The following is a 19,975-nucleotide window of genomic DNA, read 5'->3' as shown; positions in this document are numbered from 1 at the left end:
AACTGCACCGAGGAGGCCGTCATGACGACCTGCCCGAGCAGCTCCGCGGCACCCGCCGCGGCCGCCTGCCGCCCGACGCCCGCCGAGCGCGCGCGGACCGTCGCCCTCCAGCACGGGGCCACGGTCTGCGCGCCCGGCGTCGAGGGTTCCCGCGTGCTGGCGCACGCAGTCACGACCTCCGGCCGGCTGCTGCTCGTCGTCCCCGCGGACGGCGACCTCGCCACCGCCGTGCGCCAGGCCCCCGGCCAGGACCTGTCGGCGCTGCTCATGGTCAGCGACCACGCGCCGTCCCGCTGCGCCGACCGGTGCGGGCGCAGCTGTGGCTGTCGGGCTGGGTGACGCCGGTCCGGGCGGAGGACGAGCGCCGGGAGGTCCTCGCCTTCGCCGAGGCGCGCCCCGACGCCGCGCTGCTCGACGTCGGCCGCGGCGCGGTGCTCCTGCGGCTGGACCTCGCCGAGGTGGTGCTGGGCGAGGGCGGGCCGGGCACCGACGTCGGCCCGCAGGACTTCCTGACCGCCCGGCCCGATCCGCTCGCGTCGATCGAGGCCGACACCCTGCGCCACCTGGACGCCGACCACCCCGACGTCCTCGACCTGCTGCGCGGCCTGCTGCCGGCCGGTGCGGTCGCCCCGGGGGACCGGGTGCGCCCGCTCGGCGTCGACCGGTTCGGCTACCGGCTGCGGATCGAGCGACCGCGCGGCCACACCGACGTCCGGGCGCCCTTCGCCGCGCCGCTCAGCTGCCCGGGCCAGCTGGGACCGGCCACCCAGCAGCTGCTGGCGGCCGCCCGTGCCCGCCTGACCACGGTGTGAGCCCCTGCCGGCGCCCCGCGCGGCCCCGGCGAGCCGCATGACGATCTCTTTGCGGAACGTTGTCGATCGGGTCGATCCGGCCGGATCCGTCCCGGTCCGCCGGTAACTTCGCTCGCCGTTGCCAGGACGGCCCGACCGGCGCGGACCACGCGTCCCGCGGTCGGGTGCCGCCCCCGCGCAGCAGATGGACGTCGCGGCCCGCCCGTGCCCCCGCACCCCGCCTCCGGGCAGGGCAGCGGGTGCGGTGCCGAGGTCGACGGCACCCGACGGCGAAAGAGGGAACGTGCCCGCACTCCGTGTCGAAGGCCTGTGGAAGGTGTTCGGTCGACGCCCCCGAGAGGTCGTGGACCGGCTCCGGAACGGGGCCGACCTCGCGGAGCTCCGGTCCTCCGGCGCCACCCCCGCGGTGATCGACGTCGGCTTCGACGTCGAGCCCGGCGAGATCTTCGTCGTGATGGGGCTGTCCGGCTCGGGCAAGTCGACCCTGCTGCGCATGCTCAACGGCCTGCTCGAGCCGACGGCCGGCAGCGTGCACGTCGGCGACGAGGAGATCACCGGGCTGGACGCGCGACGGCTGCGGGACGTGCGCCGCCGCCGGATCAGCATGGTCTTCCAGCACTTCGCCCTGCTCCCGCACCGCAGCGTGCTCGACAACGCGGCGTACGCGCTCGAGGTGCGGGGCGTCGAGCGCCGCACCCGGCACGCGGCGGCCCGGGAGGCGCTCGCGATGGTGGGCCTGGAGGGGGACGCCCACCGCCGGCCCCACCAGCTCTCCGGGGGGATGCAGCAGCGGGTCGGGCTGGCCCGCGCGCTGGCCTCCGAGGCCGACGTGCTGCTCATGGACGAGGCGTTCAGCGCGCTGGACCCGCTGATCCGCCGCGAGATGCAGGACCAGCTGATCGACCTGCAGCGCCGTCTGGGGCGCACGATCGTCTTCATCACCCACGACCTCAACGAGGCCATGCGGCTGGGCGACCGGATCGCCATCATGCGCGACGGCAGGGTGGTGCGCCTGGGCACGCCCGAGGAGATCCTGGCCGACCCGGGCGACGAGTACGTCGAGCGCTTCCTCGCCGACGTCGACCGCTCCCGCGTGCTCACGGCCGCGGACGTGATGACAGAGGTGGGCACCACGGGGACCGCGGGAGCCGTGCGGGTGCCGCCGACGGCGCCGGTGGCGACGCTGCTCGACGCCTTGGGCAGCAGCGAGCCGGTCGTGGTCGTCGACGACGCCGGCCGGCCGTGCGGCCTCGTCCGGCCCGAAGCCGTGCTCGCCGCGCTCGCCGGCACCCCCGCCCCCGGCCCCGACGGCCGCCCGCCCGCGGTGCTGCCGGGAGACGCACCCGGCCCCGCGGTGAACGGCTCACGCGTGGCGCTGGCCGGTGGTCGGCGTGGCTGAGCTCCCGGGCACCGCGCTCGCCGCCGAGGATGGGGCGCTGCCCCGCGTCCCGGTCGGCGAGTGGGTGGACGCCGCCTTCGACTGGCTCAAGGACCACCTCGACCCCGTCCTCGACGCGGTCAGCGCGGCGACCGAGGGCGCGGTCGAGGGGCTGACCGACGGACTGCTGGTGCTGCCGCCGGTGCTCTTCGCGGTGCTGCTGGCCGCCCTCGGCCTGCTCGCGCGGTCGGTCGCGTTCGCGGTCGGTTCGCTGGCCGGCCTCCTGCTGGTCCAGAGCATGGAGCTGTGGCCCGAGGCCATGGAGACGCTGGCGCTGCTGCTGGTGGCCACGGTGGTCGCGGTGGTGATCGCCGTTCCGCTGGGCATCGCCGCGGCCAAGAGCGACCGGGTCAGCGCGCTGGTCCGGCCGGTCCTGGACTTCATGCAGACGATGCCGGCGTTCGTCTACCTCGTGCCGGCGGTCATCTTCTTCGGCATCGGCCTGGTGCCCGGCATCGTCACGACGATCGTCTTCGCCATGCCGCCGGGCGTCCGGCTCACCGAGCTCGGGATCCGCCAGGTCGACCGGGAGACCGTCGAGGCCGGCCACGCCTTCGGCAGCTCGCCCGGGCAGATCCTCCGCGGCATCGAGCTCCCGCTGGCCCGCCCGACGATCATGGCCGGCATCAACCAGGTGATCATGCTCGGGCTGTCCATGACGGTCATCGCCGGCCTCATCGGCGCCGGCGGGCTCGGCGGCGTCGTCGTCACCAGCATCTCCCGGCTCGACGTCGGGCTCGGCTTCGAGGCCGGTCTCGCCGTCGTCATCCTGGCGATCTACCTCGACCGGCTCACCGCAGCCCTGGGCGACCGCGAGAGCGGTGGCCTGCGTGGTGCCCTGGTCCGGCGCCGCACGCGCCCGCCGGCGCCGGTCGGGCGGGAGCCCGCAGTCGCGGCCGCCCCGGTGCCGGCCCGCTAGCCGCACCACCCCACGCCTGCGCCGAGCGCGGCGGTCGGTCCACGGGGACGACCGCCGTCTCGGCGTGCACGAGGCCGCCCGCGACGACGCGGTCGGCACCACCGAGAGGAGCACTCCCATGAGCGCGCACCGTCTGCGCACGACCACCCGCCTGGCGGCCGGGCTCGCCGCCGTCGCCCTGACCGTCACCGCCTGCGGAGGGGACGACACCGAGGACACCGCCGCGTCCGGCGGCACCGGGGGCGGCAGCAGCGCCTGCGACTCGGTCACCCTGGGCTTCATCCCGTCCTGGACCGACGGGTTGAGCATGGCCCACCTCTGGAAGAACGTGCTCGAGCACCGCGGGTACGAGGTGGAGTTCGAGGAGATCTCCGACGCCGCCCCGCTGTACGCCGGGCTGTCCGAGGGCGACGTCGACGTCTACCCGTCGGCGTGGTCGGAGGTCACCCACGCCGACTACATGGAGGAGTTCGGCGACGACATCGAGGACCTCGGGGCCTGGTACGACGGCGCGGTCCTGACGTTCGCGGTGCCGGAGTATACCGACATCGAGTCGATCGCCGACCTGGCCGGCAACGCGGAGATGTTCGACGGCCGGATCGTGGGCATCGAGCCGGGCGCGGGCCTGACCCGGACCACGAAGGAGAGCGTCATGCCGGCCTACGGCCTCGACGGCTCCTACGAGCTGGTCGAGTCCTCGACCACGGCGATGCTCGCCGAGCTGCAGTCGGCCGTGGACGCGCAGGAGGACGTCGTCGTCACGCTGTGGCGACCGTTCTGGGCCTACAGCCAGTTCCCGGTCAAGGACCTCGAGGACCCCGAGGGCGCGCTCGGCGAGGCCGAGGGCCTGCACAACCTCGCCCGCGGCGGGTTCACCGAGGACTGCGCCGACGTCGCGGGGCTGATGGAGGACTTCACCCTCACCGACGAGCAGTACGGGACCCTGGAGAACCTGGTCGTCAACGAGTACGGCGAGGGCAGCTACGACGAGGCCGTCGAGGCCTGGTTCGAGGAGAACCCGGACGTCGAGGAGTCGCTGAAGGGCTGACCGTCGTCCTGGCTCACCGCACGGGGTCCTGGCTCACCGTCGACGGTGAGCCAGGACCCCTGGTGATCAGGTGACCTGATCACGACGGGAGGCGTCAGCCCGCCGTCTCGGCGAGCAGCCGGGCCAGCCGGGTGCGCCGCGGCCGGACGTCGACCTCCCGCACCGCGCGGGCCAGCGCCGCGCCGCTGGCGTGCACGATCGACAGGTGCTTCTGCGCCCGGGTGAGCGCGGTGTAGACCAGCGGGCGCGACAGCATGCCGCCGGCCTCCGGGGGCAGGCAGACGACGACGCCTGGCCACTCGGAACCCTGCGCGCGGTGCACCGTGATCGCCCAGCCGTGCCGCAGGTCCGACAGCGCCGTCCCGGTGACGGTGACCGGGCCGGAGCTGAAGTCGATGCCCAGCGAGCCGTCGCCGGCCTTGGTCACCGTGCCCACCTCGCCGTTGGCGAAGCCGATCGGCTCCAGGTCGAGGTGGTTGGCGGTGGCGACGACGCGGTCGCCGACGTCGAAGCCGAACACCGTGCCCTCGCCGGGGTTGAGCACCGCCTTGATGGCCTTGTTGAGCTCGATCGTGCCGGCCGGGCCGCGGTGCACCGGCGTGACGACCTGCACCGAGCCGGCCGGGATGCCCAGGGCGCGGGGGATGGAGTCGGTGATCAGCTGCACCACCCGGCGGGCGGCCTCCGCCGACCCGGTGGCCGGCACGACCACGACCTCGCGGTCGGGGGAGTCCACCGGCGGCAGGTCGCCGCCGCGCACGGCGGTGGCCAGCCGGGCGATCGCCCCGCCCTCGGCCTGCCGGTACAGCGTGGTCAGCTCGGTGACCGGGACGGCGCCGGAGTCGATCAGGTCGCCGAGCACGTGGCCGGGGCCGATCGAGGGCAGCTGCGCCGGGTCGCCCACGAGCAGCAGGTGCGTGCCGTCCTGGCAGGCCTCCAGCAGGGCCGCGGTCAGCTCGACGTCCAGCATCGAGGCCTCGTCCACCACGACGACGTCGGCGTCGAGCGGCCACTCCTCGTTGCGGGAGAAGCCGCCGGTCATGCCCTGCGCGCCGAGCAGCCGGTGCACGGTCGTCGCCGGGTGGTCGGTGAGCTCCTCCAGCCGCTTGGCCGCCCGGCCGGTGGGGGCGGCCAGCGCCACCTCGGTGCCCTTCTTGCGCAGCAGCTGGACGACGGCGGCCACGGTGCGGCTCTTGCCGGTGCCGGGTCCGCCGGTCAGCAGCGAGACGCCCGCGGTCAGGCTCTGGGCGACCGCCTGCGCCTGCGCCGTGTCCAGGCCCTTGGACACCGACCGCACCGACACCGGGTCGGCGATCGGCTCGGCGGTGACCATCAGCCGCTGCACGTTCTCGGCGACCGCCTCCTCGGCCATGCCGTAGCGGGCCAGGGAGAGCGTCCGCAGCGCGGGATCGGGCTCGGGCGGCTCACCCTCGCCGTCCCAGTCCGGCTCGGGCGGCTCGTGCTCCAGCACCTCGCCGGACTCGACGGCGGCCACGATCGCGGCGGCCGGGTCGTCGAACCGCTCGGCCTGCAGCGCCGACACGACCAGATCGGCCGGCAGCACCGTGTGCCCGTCGCGGGTGGCGGTGCGCAGGGTCAGCCCGACGATGGCCCGGCCGCGGCGGGCGTCCTGCCGGTCGGCGCCCTTGAGCACGGCGATGGCCAGCCGGTCGGCGTCGACCAGCGACACCCCGGACAGCCCGAGCAGCGCCCACGGGTCGTCGCGCAACCGGCGCGCGGCGTCGGGGCCGAGCGCGTCGGCCACCCCGGACGCCAGCTTGGCCTCCAGCCCCGCACCCACCAGCAGCTCCACCACCTCGTAGGTGGGCTGCGCGGACAGGAAGCTGGAGAACAGCCGCTCGGCCCGCTGCCGGCCCACGCGGAGCAGCTTGGTCAGCCGGTCGGCGGTGACGTCGTCGGGCTGGGTGATGCCGGCGGCGGGCAGCTCCGCGGCGGTCCGGCGGCCGAGCCCGGGCCACAGCCCCGCCGCGCAGAAGGCGGCGAAGACCGGATCCCCGCCGGGCACGGGAGCCGCTGCCGTCACCGGTCCGCCCGGCGCTCGGGGTAGCTGAAGTGCGGGGCCGAGACGTCCTCGAGGGCGGTGCGGATCGCGGCCGGCAGCCGGACGGCATCGGCGTCCAGCGAGGCCTGCAGCTGCTGGGCGGTGCGGGCACCGACGACGGGCGCCACGACGCCGGGCCGGTCGCGCACCCACGCCAGCGCCACGGCCAGCGGGCTGGTGCCCAGACCCTCGGCCGCGGTGATGACGGCCTCGACGATCCGGTCGGAGGTGGCCGAGCGCAGGCCGTCGATGAAGCCCTGCCACTGCGGGGTGGCCCCGCGCGACTCCGACGGCGTGCTGTGCCGGTACTTGCCGGTGAGGATGCCGCGGCCCAGCGGGGACCAGGCCAGCACGCCCAGCCCCAGCGCCTCGGCGGCGGGCACGACCTCGCGCTCGACGCCGCGCTGCAGCAGCGAGTACTCGACCTGGGTGCTCACGACCGGGGTGCGGCCGGGCCAGGCCCGCTGCCAGGTGGCCGCCTGGGCGGTCTGCCAGCCGGTGAAGTTGCTGATGCCGATGTAGCGGGCGCGCCCGGAGGAGACGGCGAGGTCACAGGCGGCCAGCGTCTCCTCGAGCGGGGTGGCGTCGTCCCAGGTGTGCAGCTGCCAGAGGTCGACGTGGTCCAGATCGAGCCGCTCCAGCGACGCGTCGAGGGCGGAGATGAGGTGGCCGCGGGAGGACCCGCGTCCCATCGGTCCGGAGCCGGTGCGGCCGGCGGCCTTGGTCGCCACGAGCACGTCGGACCGGGGGACGACGTCGGCCAGCAGGTGGCCGAGGACGCGCTCGCTCTCGCCGTCGCAGTACACGTCGGCGGTGTCGACCAGCGTGCCGCCGGCGTCGACGAAGGCCGTGAGCTGCATGGCGGCCTCGTCCTCGTCGGTGTCGCGGCCCCAGGTCATGGTGCCCAGTGCCAGCCGGGACACGACCAGACCACTGCGTCCCAGCGCGCGTTGCTCCACGACCGGCCAACCTACCGGCGCGCGAGGACACCGACCGGGGAGCACCCGCCGTCCGGAGCGCTGCCGGGGGTGTCGGGCGCGTCACGCCTAAGGTGACCCCTCGTGCCCCCGCTGACCACCGCCCCCGCCGAGGCCCGCTGATGGGCTGGCTCGAAGCCGTCGTCCTCGGGATCGTCCAGGGGCTGACCGAGTTCCTGCCGATCTCCTCCAGCGCCCACCTGCGGGTCGTCGGCGAGGCGTTCGGCTGGGACGACCCCGGTGCGGCCTTCACCGCCATCACGCAGATCGGCACCGAGGCGGCCGTCCTGCTCTACTTCCGGCACGACATCTGGCGGATCATCACCGCCTGGGTCGGCTCGCTCGGCGGCCGCCGGAAGGGCGACCCCGACGCCCGGATGGGCTGGCTGATCATCGTCGGCAGCCTCCCGATCGGCGTGCTCGGCCTGCTGTTCCAGGACGACATCGAGACGACGTTCCGCGACCTGCGCATCGTGGCGACGGCGCTGATCCTGTTCTCGCTGATCCTCTTCTGGGCCGACCGGATCGGTGCCAAGCAGCGGGAGCTGAAGGACCTCACCGTGCCGCACGGCATCGGGTTCGGCTTCGCCCAGGCCATGGCGCTGATCCCGGGGGTCTCCCGGTCCGGCGGCACGATCACCGCCGGGCTGTTCCTGGGCTACTCCCGCGCGGCGGCGGCCCGCTACTCGTTCCTGCTGGCCGTGCCCGCCGTCCTCGCGTCCGGGTTCTTCCAGGTCTACGAGGCGCTGACCGGCGACACCGAGGGCCCCGGCATCAGCTGGGGGCCGACCCTGCTGGCCACCGTGCTCGCCTTCGGCGTCGGGCTGACCGTGATCGCCTGGCTGCTGCGCTACCTCGACCGCGGGTCGTTCACCCCGTTCGTCGTCTACCGGATCCTGCTGGGCCTGCTGATCCTCGCGCTCGTGCTCGCCGGCGTCCTCGACCCGAACTCGGCGACGACGTCCTCGTAGGCTCCCGCCCGTGACCACGGTGATCCTGCTCCGGCACGGGCGGACGACGGCGAACGCGGGCGGGGTCCTGGCCGGCTGGACGCCCGGCGTGCAGCTGGACGAGGCCGGTGCGGCGCAGGTGCGCGCGGTGGGGGAGCGGCTGGCGACGGTGCCGCTCGCCGCGGTGGTGAGCAGCCCGCTGGAGCGCTGCGTGCAGACGGCGACCGCGGTCCTCGACGGCCGGTCGGTGGAGCTGGCCACCGACGACCGGCTGGGCGAGGCCCGCTACGGCGACTGGACCGGCCGCACGATCAAGGAGCTGGCCAAGGAGCCGCTGTGGAAGGTCGTGCAGCAGCACCCCTCCGCGGCGGTGTTCCCCGGTCCGGAGGGCGAGGGGCTGGCGCACACCCAGGCCCGCGCGGTCGCCGCCGTCCGCGAGTGGAACGCCCGGCTCGGCCCGGACGCCGTCTGGCTGGCGTGCAGCCACGGCGACGTCATCAAGGCGGTCCTGGCCGACGCGCTGGGGCTGCACCTGGACCAGTTCCAGCGGATCGTCGTCGATCCCGCCTCGATCTCGGTGGTGACCTACACCGACACCCGCCCGTTCGTCGTCCGCGTGAACGACACCGGCGGCGACGTCTCCGCCCTGATCCCGCCGCCGAAGCGCGGACGGCGGAAGAAGGCGTCCTCCGACGCCGTGGTGGGCGGCGGGGCCGGCACGGCGGTCTGACCTCGCCGTCGTCCCCGGCTCCGGTCGCCGTCGCCGCGTAACCTGGGCGCGTGCCCCGTCAGGTCCATCTCTTCGACCGTCCGACCCGGTTCGTCACCGGAACCGTGGGCCAGCCCGGGGACCGCACCTTCTACCTGCAGGCCTCCGACGACACCGGCCGCACGGTCAGCGTCGCGCTGGAGAAGAACCAGGTGCAGGTGCTGGCCGACCGGATGGCCGAGCTCCTCGACGAGGTCGCGGGCCGGGCGAACGCCGTCATCCCGCCCGACGCCGACGTCGACGACCTCGACCCGCTCACCGCGCCCATCGACGAGGAGTTCCGCGTCGCCGCCATGGGCCTGGCCTGGGACGGCGCCGAGCAGGCCGTCGTCGTCGAGGCCGTGGCCGCCGGCGAGGAGCCGATCGAGGAGGACGCGATCCTCTCCGACAGCGACGAGGGCCCCGACGCGCTGCGGGTGACCATCACCCCGATGGCCGCTCGCGCGTTCATCGCCCGTGCCCGCCGGGTGATCGCCGCCGGCCGTCCGTCCTGCCCGCTGTGCTCGCTCCCGCTGGACCCGACCGGGCACGTCTGCCCGCGGCAGAACGGCTACCGCCGCTGAGCGGCGGCCCCGCCATGGGCGAGCAGCCGCTCGACCCGGCGCTGCGCGCCCCGGGGGACGACGCCGAGGCGCTGGCGCTGCTGCGCGACGGCGAGATCGACCTCGAGGGGCGGATGCTCGACGCGTCCAACGTGACGCTCGTCGGCACCGTCCGCTCCGGTGACCTGGCCGCCGAGTGCGTCTACAAGCCGGTCGCGGGGGAGCGGCCGCTCTGGGACTTCCCGGACGGCACGCTCGCCGGGCGGGAGATCTCCGCGTTCCTGGTCTCGCAGGCCACCGGGTGGCGCGTCGTCCCGCCGACGGTGCTGCGCGAGGGGCTGTTCGGGCCGGGCATGGTGCAGCTCTGGGTGGACGGCGACCCCGAGGTGGACCTGGCCGAGTACGTCCGCCGCGACGACCCCGCGCTGCGTAGGATGGCCGTGTTCGACGCGGTGGTGAACAACGCCGACCGCAAGGGCGGGCACATCATCCCGATGCCCGACGGGCACGCGTACGGGGTCGACCACGGCATCTGCTTCTCCGTGGACCCGAAGCTGCGCACCCTGCTGTGGCGCTGGGCCGGCCGGCCGGTCCCGCTGGCCGCCCTCGAGGTGCTGGAGCAGCTCGCCGACGACCTCCGCGGGGACCTGGGCGAGGAGCTGCACGAGCACCTGACCCGCCGCGAGGTGCGGTGCACGCAGCAGCGGGTGGCCGAGCTGCTGCGCACGAAGCTGCACCCCGAGCCCAGCGGCGAGTGGCCCGCCCTGCCCTGGCCCCCCTTCTGACCCCGCGAGATCTGCACACTCGGGGCTTCCCGCCGCGGGAGAGCCCCGAGTGCGCAGATCTCGTCGGGGGTGGCTCCTAGCCTGCGGGCATGCCGCACCGCAGCCGCCTGTCCATCCTGCTGCTCGACCTGCCGCCGGAGCACCACGCCGCCGGCACCGCGTTCTGGGCCGGCGCGACCGGCCGGACCGCCGACGCCGACCCCACCGACGAGAAGTGGGCGTCGCTGGGCTCCTTCGCCGACGGCTGGCACGTCGAGGTCCAGCGCACCGGCGAGGGGACGCCGCCGCGGTGGCACGTCGACATCGAGACCGACGACATCCCCGCCGAGGTGGCGCGGCTGGAGGCGCTGGGCGCCACCCGGCACCGCGACATGGGCTCGTTCTGGCAGCTGCTCGACCCGGCCGGCCTGGTGTTCTGCGTCGTCGGCGTGCAGACCGGCGAGGAGTTCGACCGCCACGCCGTCAGCTGGCCCTGAGCGGTCAGCGGCGGGCGGCCTCCACCGCGTCGGCGAGCGCGGTGTCGCCGGCCGCGCGGGCACCGCGGACGACGCCGTCGACGTCGGCGGGCGGGCGGTTCTGGCTCAGCTTGGCCTTGGCCTCGATCCGGCTGATCCGCAGCTCCACGCCGACGATGGCGCGCAGCTGTCCGGCCACGAACGCGTCCGGGGCGTCCGCGACGGACCACGGGCCCTGCCGGCCGGCCTCGTGCAGGTCGGTGAGCCTCCCGACCAGGTCGCGCAGCCAGGCGACGTCGTCGTGGACGACGAGCTCGCCGTGCACGTGCACCGTGACGTAGTTCCACGTCGGGACGACGCGGCCGTGCTCGGCCTTCGACGCGTACCAGCCGGGCGACACGTAGCCGTCCGGCCCGCGCAGGACCACCATCGCCTCGCCGACGGGCGGCACCCGCCACTGGTCGTTGTTCCTGGCCAGGTGGCCCAGCAGCGCGCCGTGCGGACCGGCGCCCGCGTCGTGGACGAACGGGAGGAACGTGGCCTTGAGCCCGTCCGCCGTCGCGGTCACCAGGTCCCCGGCCGGGCGGGCGAGCAGCGCGCGCAGGTCGGCATGGCCCATCGCGAAGTGCTGCGGGACGTACATCCGCCAGACGCTAGCGCCCGCGCTGCCCGGTACCGTCCCGGGCGGTGATCCTCCCGAAGGTCCGCGACCCCCGCCTGGTGACCGTCCGCCGTGGTGGATCGCTCACGGACGAGGACCACCACCTGCTCGCGCTGTGGGCCGCGGCGTGCGCCGAGCACGTCCTACCGTTCTTCGAGGCGGTCCGGCCCGACGACCCGAGGCCGCGGCGGGCGATCGAGGCCGCACGTGCTTGGGCCGGCGGGGACCTGCCGATGATGCGGGCGCGCGCCGCGGGCGGTCACGCGATGGGCGCGGCCAGGGACCTGACCGGCGCCGCCCGGCACGCCGCCTACGCCGCGGGGCAGGCGGCGGTCGTGGCGCACGTGGCCGAGCACGACCTCGGAGCGGCCGCGTACGCCATCAAGGCCGCCCGTGCGGCGGCCCCACCGGGGGAGGCGGAGGCGGCCGGGCGGCGCGAGTGCCGGTGGCAGCGCGACCAGCTGCCGGACGCCGTCCGCGAGCTGGTCCTCGACGACCAGCGGCGGCGCAACGAGCTCTGCTGGTCGGCCTTCGTCTGCTGAGCTCTCCGCAGGCGTCAGTCCAGCTCCACCAGGCCGATCATCGCGGCCGCCTGGAGGCCGTCGCCGTCGACGGTCACCACCTCCAGCGGCACCCGGCGCCAGGCGGCCAGCAGCAGGTCGCCGGCCGTCCCGGTCAGCGTGGCGATGGGGAAGGGACGGGAGCCGGGGAACAGGGTGCGCTCGGCGTCGGCGTCCACGGCGTGGAACACCACCGGGTGCGCGCCCTCGGGCGCTCCGCCGGGCAGCGCGCCGGGCACCATCACCTCGAGCCACTCGTCGAGGCCGTCGAGGCCGAGCTCGGCCGGGATCGGGCGGACGTCGCCGATGACCTGCTCGGCGTCCACGGTGTGGACGGTCGCCTCGTGGGCCTGCCGGCGCAGCACGAAGGCGACGTCCTGCCGCGGCGCCCACGTCCACACCCGCTCCGCCGGGTCGGCGCCGGCCAGGACGGTCTCCAGCTCGGCGCTCTGGGCGAGCACGTAGCCGATCAGCTCGTCGTCGGTGCGCCGTCGGGGCTCGACGTACGTGGACGGGTCCTGGGCGCGGGTGCGGACCACCCAGGCCCAGAAGTGCTGCACCTCGGCCAGGTGCCAGGCCAGGTCGGCCAGCGTCCAGCCGGGGCAGCCCGGGACCGCGGCGCGCCACCCGTGGGCGAGCACCGCCTCCGACACGACGTCGGCGAAGCGGGCGTTCACCCGCTGCAGCGCCGGCAGGTACTGGTCGACCTCCACGCATCCCCCTCCCGGGTCGGCCGGGCCGACCGGCGGCCCAGCGGCGTCGGACCTGCGAACTAGGCTCGTGCCGTGCTCTCCTGGCCCGCTCCGCTGCTGCCGACCCTGCCCGGGACCGGCCCCGTGCTCAAGGTCCACGACACCGCCCGCGGCGAGGTGGTGGCCACGAACCCGGACCGCACGGCGCGGATGTACGTCTGCGGGATCACCCCCTACGACGCCACGCACCTCGGCCACGCGGCCACCTACCTGGCCTTCGACCTGGTCAACCGGGTGTGGCGGGACGCCGGGCACGCGGTGCACTACGTCCAGAACGTCACCGACATCGACGACCCGCTGCTCGAGCGCGCCGACCGCGACAACGAGGACTGGATCGTCCTGGCCATGCGCGAGACGGCCCTGTTCCGCGAGGACATGACCGCGCTGCGCGTGCTGCCGCCGGAGGACTACGTCGGCGCCGTCGAGGCGATCCCGCGCATCGTCGGCTACATCGAGACGCTGCTCGACGAGGGGCTGGCCTACGTCCTGGACGACGGCACCGGTGACGTCTACCACGACATCTCGCGGGCCCCGGGCTTCGGCAGCGAGTCCCGCTACGACGAGGCCACCATGCTGGGCTTCTTCGCCGAGCGCGGGGGAGACCCGGAGCGCCCGGGCAAGCGCCAGCCGCTGGACCCCATGCTGTGGCGTGGTGAGCGCGAGGGCGAGCCGTCGTGGCCGGGCCCGCGCGGGGCGAAGGGCCGCCCGGGGTGGCACATCGAGTGCGCGGCCATCGCGCTGGACACCATCGGCATGGGCTTCGACGTGCAGGGCGGCGGCAGCGACCTGGTGTTCCCGCACCACGAGTACTCCGCCGTCCACGGCGAGGCGCTCACCGGCACCAAGCCCTTCGCCCAGGCCTACGTGCACGCGGCGATGATCGGCCTCGACGGCGAGAAGATGAGCAAGAGCCGCGGGAACCTGGTGTTCGTCTCCAAGCTCCGCGGCGAGGGCGTCGACCCCATGGCGATCCGGCTGGCGCTGCTGTCGGGCCACTACCGCACCGACCGGGCCTGGACCCCCGACCTGCTGCGCGAGGCGCAGCAGCGGCTGGGCACCTGGCGCCGCGCCGTCGCCCAGGACTCCGGCGCACCGGCCGGCCCGGTGCTGCACGGCGTGCGGGAGCGGCTGGCCGACGACCTGGACAGCCCCGGCGCGATCGCGCTGGTCGACGCGTGGGCCGCGGCCACCCTCTCCGGCGAGGGCGAGCGCGAGGAGCAGGCCCCGGCCGTCGTGTGCGACACGGTCGACGCCCTGCTCGGCGTGGCGCTGCAGGACTGCTGATGGCCGGCGGCGGTGCCTTCCGGTTCACCGACCGGGCGGCGCGGGAGCGCGAGGAGGAGCTGCTCGCCCCCTCTGCCACGCGGTCGGCGGCCACCCGCGGCCGCGAGCGCCCCGAGCCCGAGGACCCGCTGCGCACCGCCTTCGAGCGCGACCGCGACCGGATCCTGCACGCCAAGGCCTTCCGCCGGCTCAAGCACAAGACGCAGGTCTTCCTCAACCCCGACGGCGACCACTTCGTCACCCGGCTGACCCACACGCTGCAGGTCACCCAGGTGGCCCGCTCGCTGGCCCGGGCGCTCGGCCTCAACGAGACCCTGGCCGAGGCGATCGCGCTGGCGCACGACGTGGGCCACTCGCCGTTCGGACACATCGGCGAGGACGCCTTCGACCCCTACGTGCCCGGCGGCTGGCACCACGCCGCCCAGGGCGTGCGCATCGTGGAGGTCCTCGAGCACCTGAACCTCACCTGGGAGGTCCGCGACGGGGTCCGCGCGCACAGCTGGAAGATCGACCCGCCGCCGTCCACCCGCGAGGGCGAGTGCGTGCGGTACGCCGACCGGATCGGCTACCTGTCCCACGACGCGCTGGACGCCGTCCGGGCGGGGGTGCTGCGGCCGACCGACCTGCCCGCCCGCGCCCGCGCGGTGTTCGGCGAGCCCGGCAGCCAGATGGTGGGCGCGATGATCGACGCCGTCGTCGAGGGCTCGCTGGCCGACGGCGGGCGCGTGGTCATGTCGCCCGAGCCGCTGGAGGCGATGCACGAGCTGCGGGCCTTCATGTTCGAGCGGGTCTACAACTCCGAGACCGCCGCGGGGCAGAAGCACCTGACCATCAGCGTCATCCGCCGGCTCGTCGACCACCACGTCGCGCACCCGGAGCTGATGCCGGAGAGCTACCGCGACCCCGAGGCCGACGTGCTCACCCAGGTCGTGGACTACGTGTCCGGCATGACCGACCGGTTCGCGCTCAACACGCACGACCGGCTGTTCGGCGACGACGCCAGCGCCCGCATGCGGCCGCTGCTGCGCTAGGGCCGAGCGCCTCCGGCCCCCTCCAGGGCACCGCCCCGAGCGTGCGAGGGGTGGGGAGGAGGGGGCCCTCTGTCAGGCTCCGCCGGCGGAGCCGCCACGGCGCCTGAGGTAGCGCTCGAACTCGCGGGCGATCTGGTCGCCGTTGGCCTGGGAGAGGTCGACCTCGGTCGCCCGCTCCTCGAGGGAGCGCACGTACTCCACGACCTCGTCGTCCTCGCGGGCCATCTCGTCGACGGTCTTGACCCAGTCGTCGGCCTGCTGCGGCAGCGCACCGAGCGGCACGGTGAGCTCCAGGACCTCCTCGACGCGCTGCAGCAGCGCCACGGTCGCCCGCGGCGACGGCGGCTGCGAGACGTAGTGCGGCACGGCGGCCCAGAAGCTGATCGCCGGGATGCCGGCCTGCACGCAGGCGTCCTGGAACACGCCCAGGATGCCGGTGGGCCCCTCGTAGCGAGACGTCTCCAGCCCGTACGCCTGCGCCGACTCGTCGTCGTAGGCCGAGCCGGTCACGGGGGTGGGCCGGGTGTGCGGCGTGTCGGCGAGCAGTGCGCCGAGCGCGACGACGGTCTGCACGTCGAGCTCCTGGAGCAGCTCGATGAGCTCCTCGCAGAAGCCCCGCCAGCGCATGTTGGGCTCGATGCCCCGGATGAGCACGATGTCGTGGTCGCTGCCCGGGGGCCGGGCCACCGACAGCCGGGTGGTCGGCCACTCGATCCGCCGGTTCACCCCGCCCACCAGGGAGACGGTGGGCCGGTTCACCTGGAAGTCGTAGTAGTCCTCGGGGTCCAGGGCGGCCAGGGGCTTCGCGTCCCAGATCAGCTCGAGGTGCTCGACGGCCCCGGTCGCGGCGTCCCCGGCGTCGTTCCAGCCCTCGAAGGCGACCACCGCCACGGCGTCGGTCAGCTCGGGCAGGTCGTCGGTGCCGGACATCGGGTCGATCACCCCTCCGAGCCTACGTCGGTCCGCCGACAACGCCCCTGCTCCTCGCCCGATCGGCGCGGGCGGGTCCACGTGGCGGGAACCTCCGTCCGGTCCCGCGCGTCTAGTCTTGGTCGGTGTCTGCTGACCTCCGCCCGGACGCCACCGACGAGCTGACCGCCCTGCTCCGGCAGCGCGTGCTGGTGCTCGACGGCGCCATGGGGACCGCCATCCAGCGGGACCGCCCGGACGAGGCGGGGTACCGGGGAACGCGCTTCGCCGACTGGCCGAGCGACGTCCAGGGCAACAACGACCTGCTCAGCGTCACCCAGCCCGGGATCATCACCGGCATCCACCGCGAGTACCTCGAGGCCGGCGCGGACCTCATCGAGACCAACACCTTCAACGCGAACCGGATCTCGCTGGCCGACTACGGCATGCAGGACCTGGCGCACGAGCTCAACGTCGCCTCCGCGCGGCTGGCGCGCGCCGAGGCCGACGCGATGACCGCCCGCACCCCGGACAAGCCCCGCTACGTCGTCGGTGCGCTCGGGCCCACGACGCGCACGGCGTCCATCTCGCCCGACGTCAACGACCCGGGCGCCCGCAACGTCAGCTGGGACCAGCTGGTGGAGGCCTACCTGGAGCAGGCCGACGGCCTGGTCCAGGGCGGCGCCGACGTGCTGCTGGTCGAGACGATCTTCGACACGCTCAACGCACGGGCGGCGATCTTCGCGCTGGAGACGCTGTTCGAGCAGCACGGCCGCCGCTGGCCGGTGATGATCTCCGGGACGATCACCGACGCCTCCGGCCGCACGCTGTCGGGCCAGGTGACCGAGGCCTTCTGGCACTCGGTGCGGCACGTGGCCCCGCTGATGGTGGGCCTCAACTGCGCGCTGGGTGCGGCGGAGATGCGCCCCTACGTCGCCGAGATGTCGCGGATCGCCGACACCTTCGTCTCCGCCTATCCCAACGCCGGTCTGCCCAACGCCTTCGGCGAGTACGACGAGGCGCCGGAGGAGACCGCCGCGATCGTCGGCGAGTTCGCCGAGGCGGGGTTCGTGAACCTGGTCGGCGGCTGCTGCGGCACCACGCCGGCGCACATCGCCGCCATCGCGCGCGCCGTCGAGGGGGCTCCGCCCCGCACGCCGGCCGTCTCCCGCGCCGCGCTGCGGCTGTCCGGCCTGGAGCCGCTCGTCGTCACCGACGAATCGCTGTTCGTCAACGTGGGCGAGCGGACCAACATCACCGGGTCGGCCCGCTTCCGGAACCTGATCAAGGCCGGTGACTACCCGGCCGCGCTCGCCGTCGCCCGCCAGCAGGTCGAGGCCGGCGCACAGGTCATCGACGTCAACATGGACGAGGGGATGATCGACGGCGTCGAGGCGATGGACCGCTTCACCAAGCTGATCGCCGCCGAACCCGACATCTCCCGCGTCCCGGTGATGGTCGACTCCTCGAAGTGGGAGGTCATCGAGGCCGGGCTGAAGAACATCCAGGGCAAGTCGATCGTCAACTCCATCTCGCTCAAGAACGGCGAGGAGGAGTTCGTGCAGCAGGCCCGGCTGTGCCGCAAGCACGGGGCCGCCGTCGTCGTCATGGCCTTCGACGAGGACGGCCAGGCCGACACCCTCGAGCGGCGGCAGCAGATCTGCCGCCGGGCCTACGACATCCTCACGACCCAGGTGGGGTTCCCGGCCGAGGACGTCATCTTCGACCCGAACGTCTTCGCCGTCGCCACCGGCATCGAGGAGCACGCGCGGTACGGGCTGGACTTCATCGAGGCCACCGCCTGGATCAAGGACAACTTGCCCGGTGCGCTGGTCTCCGGCGGCGTCTCGAACGTGTCGTTCTCCTTCCGCGGCAACAACCCCGTCCGCGAGGCGATCCACGCCGTCTTCCTCTTCCACGCCATCCGCGCCGGCATGGACATGGGCATCGTCAACGCCGGTGCGCTCGAGGTGTACGAGGAGGTGCCGGCCGAGCTGCGGGAGCGGATCGAGGACGTGGTCCTGGCCCGCCGCCCCGACGCGACCGAGCGGCTGCTCGAGATCGCCGGGGACTACGCCGGCGACGGCTCGGTCAAGGAGGCGGCCACCGAGGAGTGGCGGTCGCTGCCGGTGGGGGAGCGGATCACCCACGCCCTGGTGAAGGGCATCGACGAGTTCGTCGAGGCCGACACCGAGGAGCTGCGGACCGAGATCGCCTCCCGCGGCGGCCGGCCGATCGAGGTCATCGAGGGCCCGCTGATGGACGGCATGAACGTCGTCGGCGACCTGTTCGGCGCCGGGAAGATGTTCCTGCCGCAGGTGGTGAAGTCCGCCCGCGTGATGAAGAAGGCCGTCGCCCACCTGATCCCGTACATCGAGGCGGAGAAGAAGCCGGGCGACGCCGAGCGCAGCAACGGCACGGTGGTCATGGCCACCGTGAAGGGCGACGTCCACGACATCGGCAAGAACATCGTCGGCGTCGTGCTGCAGTGCAACAACTACGACGTCGTCGACCTCGGCGTCATGGTGCCGGCGCAGAAGATCCTGGACGCCGCCAAGCACGAGGGCGCCGACGTCATCGGCCTCTCGGGGCTCATCACGCCGTCGCTGGACGAGATGGTGAACCTGGCGTCGGAGATGGAGCGGCAGGGCTTCGACATCCCGCTGCTGATCGGCGGGGCGACGACGTCGCGCGCGCACACCGCCGTCAAGGTGGCGCAGAAGTACCACGGGCCGGTCATCTGGGTGAAGGACGCCTCCCGGTCGGTCCCGGTCGTCGCGGCGCTGCTGTCGGACGAGCAGCGGCCCAAGCTGCTGGCCGACACCGAGGCCGACTACGAGGCGCTGCGCGAGCGGCACGCCGCCCGCCAGGACACCCGCACGCTGCTGCCCCTGGCCGCCGCCCGCGCCAACGCCCCGGAGCTGGACTGGAGCGGGTACCGGCCGCCGCGCCCACGGATGCTGCTGCAGCAGGCGCTGGACACCTGCGCCGGCCCGGCCTGCGACCACCGGAGCCACCCGGCCACGCAGTTCGTGAAGACTCTGACCGACTACGACCTCGGCGAGCTGCGCGAGTACATCGACTGGCAGCCGTTCTTCCTGGCGTGGGAGATGCGGGGGCGGTTCCCCGACATCCTGCACAACCCGACCACGGGCGAGGCCGCGCGCAGGCTGTACGAGGACGCGAACGCGATGCTCGACCGGATCGTCGAGGAGAAGTGGCTCCGGGCCAACGGCGTCTTCGGCCTCTTCCCGGCCAACCGCGTCGACGGCGAGGACATCGAGGTCTACACCGACGAGTCGCGCGCGCAGGTGCGCACCGTGCTGCACCAGCTGCGCCAGCAGACCGAGGGGCGCGACGGCGCGCCACGGAAGTCCCTGGCCGACTTCGTGGCGCCCAAGGAGACCGGCCTGGCCGACTACGTCGGCGCCTTCGCGGTGACGGCGGGGATCGGCTCCACCGAGCGCGTCATGGCGTTCAAGGAGGACAACGACGACTACAGCGCGATCATGCTCGAGGCGCTGGCCGACCGGCTGGCCGAGGCGTTCGCCGAACGGCTGCACGAGCGGGTGCGCACCGAGTTCTGGGGCTACGCCGCCGGCGAGGACCTGGGCAACGACGAGCTGATCGCCGAGAAGTACACCGGCATCCGCCCGGCGCCGGGCTACCCGGCCTGCCCCGAGCACACCGAGAAGCAGACCATCTGGGAGCTCCTCGACGTCGAGGCCAGCACCGGCATCGAGCTGACCGAGAGCATGGCGATGTGGCCCGGTGCCGCGGTCAGCGGGCTGTACTTCTCGCACCCGCGGTCGCGCTACTTCGTCCTGGGGCGGCTCGGTCGCGACCAGGTCGAGGACTACGCCCGGCGCAAGGGCTGGACGCTCGCGGAGGCGGAGCGCTGGCTGTCGCCGAACCTCGGCTACCGCACGCAGGACGAGTAGCGACACGCCGGCGGGCACGTGAGCTGCGCCATGGGCCGGGACGGCGCGCTCCGCTCACCTGCGGCGACGGGTACCGCGTG

The 19,975-nt window shown here is 74.2% G+C and carries 19 protein-coding genes; 14 read left to right on the top strand and 5 right to left on the bottom strand.

Features of this window, described 5'->3' with window-relative positions:
- Positions 1-21: 21 nt before the first annotated feature.
- The 5 genes from DQ241_RS21085 to DQ241_RS10325 all read left to right on the top strand — a co-directional run bounded on the left by DQ241_RS21085 (position 22) and on the right by DQ241_RS10325 (position 4,217).
- The gene (locus DQ241_RS21085; protein ID WP_233492359.1) at positions 22-339 is read left to right on the top strand and encodes a hypothetical protein; all 318 of its coding nucleotides are present in this window, start codon (positions 22-24) and stop codon (positions 337-339) included.
- The gene (locus DQ241_RS21080) at positions 306-812 is read left to right on the top strand and encodes a DUF2470 domain-containing protein (RefSeq protein ID WP_233492358.1); all 507 of its coding nucleotides are present in this window, start codon (positions 306-308) and stop codon (positions 810-812) included. The genes DQ241_RS21085 and DQ241_RS21080 overlap by 34 nt, the downstream gene beginning before the upstream one ends.
- Positions 813-1,095: 283 nt before the next feature.
- On the top strand, positions 1,096-2,211 hold the full coding sequence (locus tag DQ241_RS10335; RefSeq protein ID WP_113830103.1) for a glycine betaine/L-proline ABC transporter ATP-binding protein: 1,116 nt from the start codon (positions 1,096-1,098) through the stop codon (positions 2,209-2,211).
- Positions 2,204-3,169, top strand: coding sequence for a proline/glycine betaine ABC transporter permease (locus DQ241_RS10330; RefSeq protein WP_233492357.1), 966 nt, complete (start codon positions 2,204-2,206; stop codon positions 3,167-3,169). Before DQ241_RS10335 ends, DQ241_RS10330 begins: the two co-directional genes overlap by 8 nt.
- A 118-nt stretch (positions 3,170-3,287) precedes the next feature.
- On the top strand, positions 3,288-4,217 hold the full coding sequence (locus DQ241_RS10325) for a glycine betaine ABC transporter substrate-binding protein (protein WP_113830374.1): 930 nt from the start codon (positions 3,288-3,290) through the stop codon (positions 4,215-4,217).
- Positions 4,218-4,311: 94 nt separating this feature from the next.
- On the opposite strand, the gene DQ241_RS10320 is transcribed toward DQ241_RS10325, so the two are convergent.
- Both DQ241_RS10320 and DQ241_RS10315 read right to left on the bottom strand, forming a co-directional pair.
- Positions 4,312-6,261 carry an AAA family ATPase gene (locus DQ241_RS10320; RefSeq protein WP_113830102.1) on the bottom strand — a complete coding sequence of 650 codons (1,950 nt, stop codon included), beginning with the start codon at positions 6,259-6,261 and terminating at the stop codon, positions 4,312-4,314.
- Entirely contained in the window at positions 6,258-7,238 is a 981-nt protein-coding gene (locus DQ241_RS10315; RefSeq protein WP_113830101.1) for an aldo/keto reductase, read from the bottom strand. Before DQ241_RS10315 ends, DQ241_RS10320 begins: the two co-directional genes overlap by 4 nt.
- 140 nt (positions 7,239-7,378) lie before the next feature.
- Here DQ241_RS10315 and DQ241_RS10310 point away from each other — a divergent pair, with 140 nt between their 5' ends.
- From DQ241_RS10310 to DQ241_RS10290, 5 genes are all read left to right on the top strand, one after another.
- Positions 7,379-8,227, top strand: coding sequence for an undecaprenyl-diphosphate phosphatase (locus DQ241_RS10310; protein ID WP_113830100.1), 849 nt, complete (start codon positions 7,379-7,381; stop codon positions 8,225-8,227).
- Between the two features lie 10 nt (positions 8,228-8,237).
- On the top strand, positions 8,238-8,936 hold the full coding sequence (locus tag DQ241_RS10305; protein WP_113830099.1) for a histidine phosphatase family protein: 699 nt from the start codon (positions 8,238-8,240) through the stop codon (positions 8,934-8,936).
- A 50-nt stretch (positions 8,937-8,986) separates the two neighbouring features.
- Entirely contained in the window at positions 8,987-9,538 is a 552-nt protein-coding gene (locus DQ241_RS10300; protein ID WP_113830098.1) for a DUF3090 family protein, read from the top strand.
- Positions 9,539-9,552: 14 nt separating this feature from the next.
- Complete coding sequence (locus tag DQ241_RS10295) at positions 9,553-10,302, top strand: SCO1664 family protein (RefSeq protein ID WP_113830097.1); 750 nt, start codon at positions 9,553-9,555, stop codon at positions 10,300-10,302.
- An 89-nt stretch (positions 10,303-10,391) separates the two neighbouring features.
- On the top strand, positions 10,392-10,778 hold the full coding sequence (locus DQ241_RS10290) for a VOC family protein (protein ID WP_113830096.1): 387 nt from the start codon (positions 10,392-10,394) through the stop codon (positions 10,776-10,778).
- 4 nt (positions 10,779-10,782) lie between these two features.
- Here the strand turns inward: DQ241_RS10290 and DQ241_RS10285 are convergent, their stop codons facing one another.
- Positions 10,783-11,400, bottom strand: a complete 618-nt coding sequence (locus DQ241_RS10285; protein WP_113830095.1) for an FMN-binding negative transcriptional regulator — start codon at positions 11,398-11,400, stop codon at positions 10,783-10,785.
- A gap of 44 nt (positions 11,401-11,444) precedes the next feature.
- Between DQ241_RS10285 and DQ241_RS10280 the strand changes: the two genes are divergently transcribed.
- Positions 11,445-11,960, top strand: coding sequence for a putative immunity protein (locus DQ241_RS10280; protein WP_113830094.1), 516 nt, complete (start codon positions 11,445-11,447; stop codon positions 11,958-11,960).
- Between the two features lie 14 nt (positions 11,961-11,974).
- On the opposite strand, the gene DQ241_RS10275 is transcribed toward DQ241_RS10280, so the two are convergent.
- Positions 11,975-12,691 (bottom strand): maleylpyruvate isomerase family mycothiol-dependent enzyme, encoded by a 717-nt coding sequence (locus tag DQ241_RS10275; protein ID WP_113830093.1) that lies wholly within the window; start codon positions 12,689-12,691, stop codon positions 11,975-11,977.
- A 72-nt stretch (positions 12,692-12,763) separates the two neighbouring features.
- Here DQ241_RS10275 and mshC point away from each other — a divergent pair, with 72 nt between their 5' ends.
- Complete coding sequence (mshC, locus tag DQ241_RS10270) at positions 12,764-14,014, top strand: cysteine--1-D-myo-inosityl 2-amino-2-deoxy-alpha-D-glucopyranoside ligase (protein WP_113830092.1); 1,251 nt, start codon at positions 12,764-12,766, stop codon at positions 14,012-14,014.
- Positions 14,014-15,045 (top strand): HD domain-containing protein, encoded by a 1,032-nt coding sequence (locus DQ241_RS10265; RefSeq protein ID WP_113830091.1) that lies wholly within the window; start codon positions 14,014-14,016, stop codon positions 15,043-15,045. Before mshC ends, DQ241_RS10265 begins: the two co-directional genes overlap by 1 nt.
- Positions 15,046-15,117: 72 nt before the next feature.
- Here the strand turns inward: DQ241_RS10265 and DQ241_RS10260 are convergent, their stop codons facing one another.
- A complete protein-coding gene (locus DQ241_RS10260) occupies positions 15,118-15,987 on the bottom strand; it encodes a PAC2 family protein (protein ID WP_199584360.1) in 870 nt (289 codons plus the stop codon).
- Between the two features lie 113 nt (positions 15,988-16,100).
- Here DQ241_RS10260 and metH point away from each other — a divergent pair, with 113 nt between their 5' ends.
- Entirely contained in the window at positions 16,101-19,895 is a 3,795-nt protein-coding gene (gene metH, locus DQ241_RS10255) for a methionine synthase (protein WP_113830090.1), read from the top strand.
- The last annotated feature ends 80 nt before the right edge of the window (positions 19,896-19,975 follow it).

Origin of the sequence: Blastococcus sp. TF02A-30, assembly GCF_003319185.1 — a bacterium.
Lineage (GTDB): Bacteria > Actinomycetota > Actinomycetes > Mycobacteriales > Geodermatophilaceae > Blastococcus.
The sequence above is the reverse complement of the archived record's forward strand: the minus strand, read 5'-3'. Positions and strand labels throughout refer to the sequence as shown.

Coding starts and splice junctions, on each gene's coding strand:
- DQ241_RS21085 (WP_233492359.1), top strand. CDS start 22: ATGACGACCTGCCCGAGCAGCTCCGCGGCACCCGCCGCGGCCGCCTGC.
- DQ241_RS10325 (WP_113830374.1), top strand. CDS start 3,288: ATGAGCGCGCACCGTCTGCGCACGACCACCCGCCTGGCGGCCGGGCTC.
- DQ241_RS10310 (WP_113830100.1), top strand. CDS start 7,379: ATGGGCTGGCTCGAAGCCGTCGTCCTCGGGATCGTCCAGGGGCTGACC.
- DQ241_RS10295 (WP_113830097.1), top strand. CDS start 9,553: ATGGGCGAGCAGCCGCTCGACCCGGCGCTGCGCGCCCCGGGGGACGAC.
- DQ241_RS10290 (WP_113830096.1), top strand. CDS start 10,392: ATGCCGCACCGCAGCCGCCTGTCCATCCTGCTGCTCGACCTGCCGCCG.
- DQ241_RS10285 (WP_113830095.1), bottom strand. CDS start 11,400: ATGTACGTCCCGCAGCACTTCGCGATGGGCCATGCCGACCTGCGCGCG.
- DQ241_RS10265 (WP_113830091.1), top strand. CDS start 14,014: ATGGCCGGCGGCGGTGCCTTCCGGTTCACCGACCGGGCGGCGCGGGAG.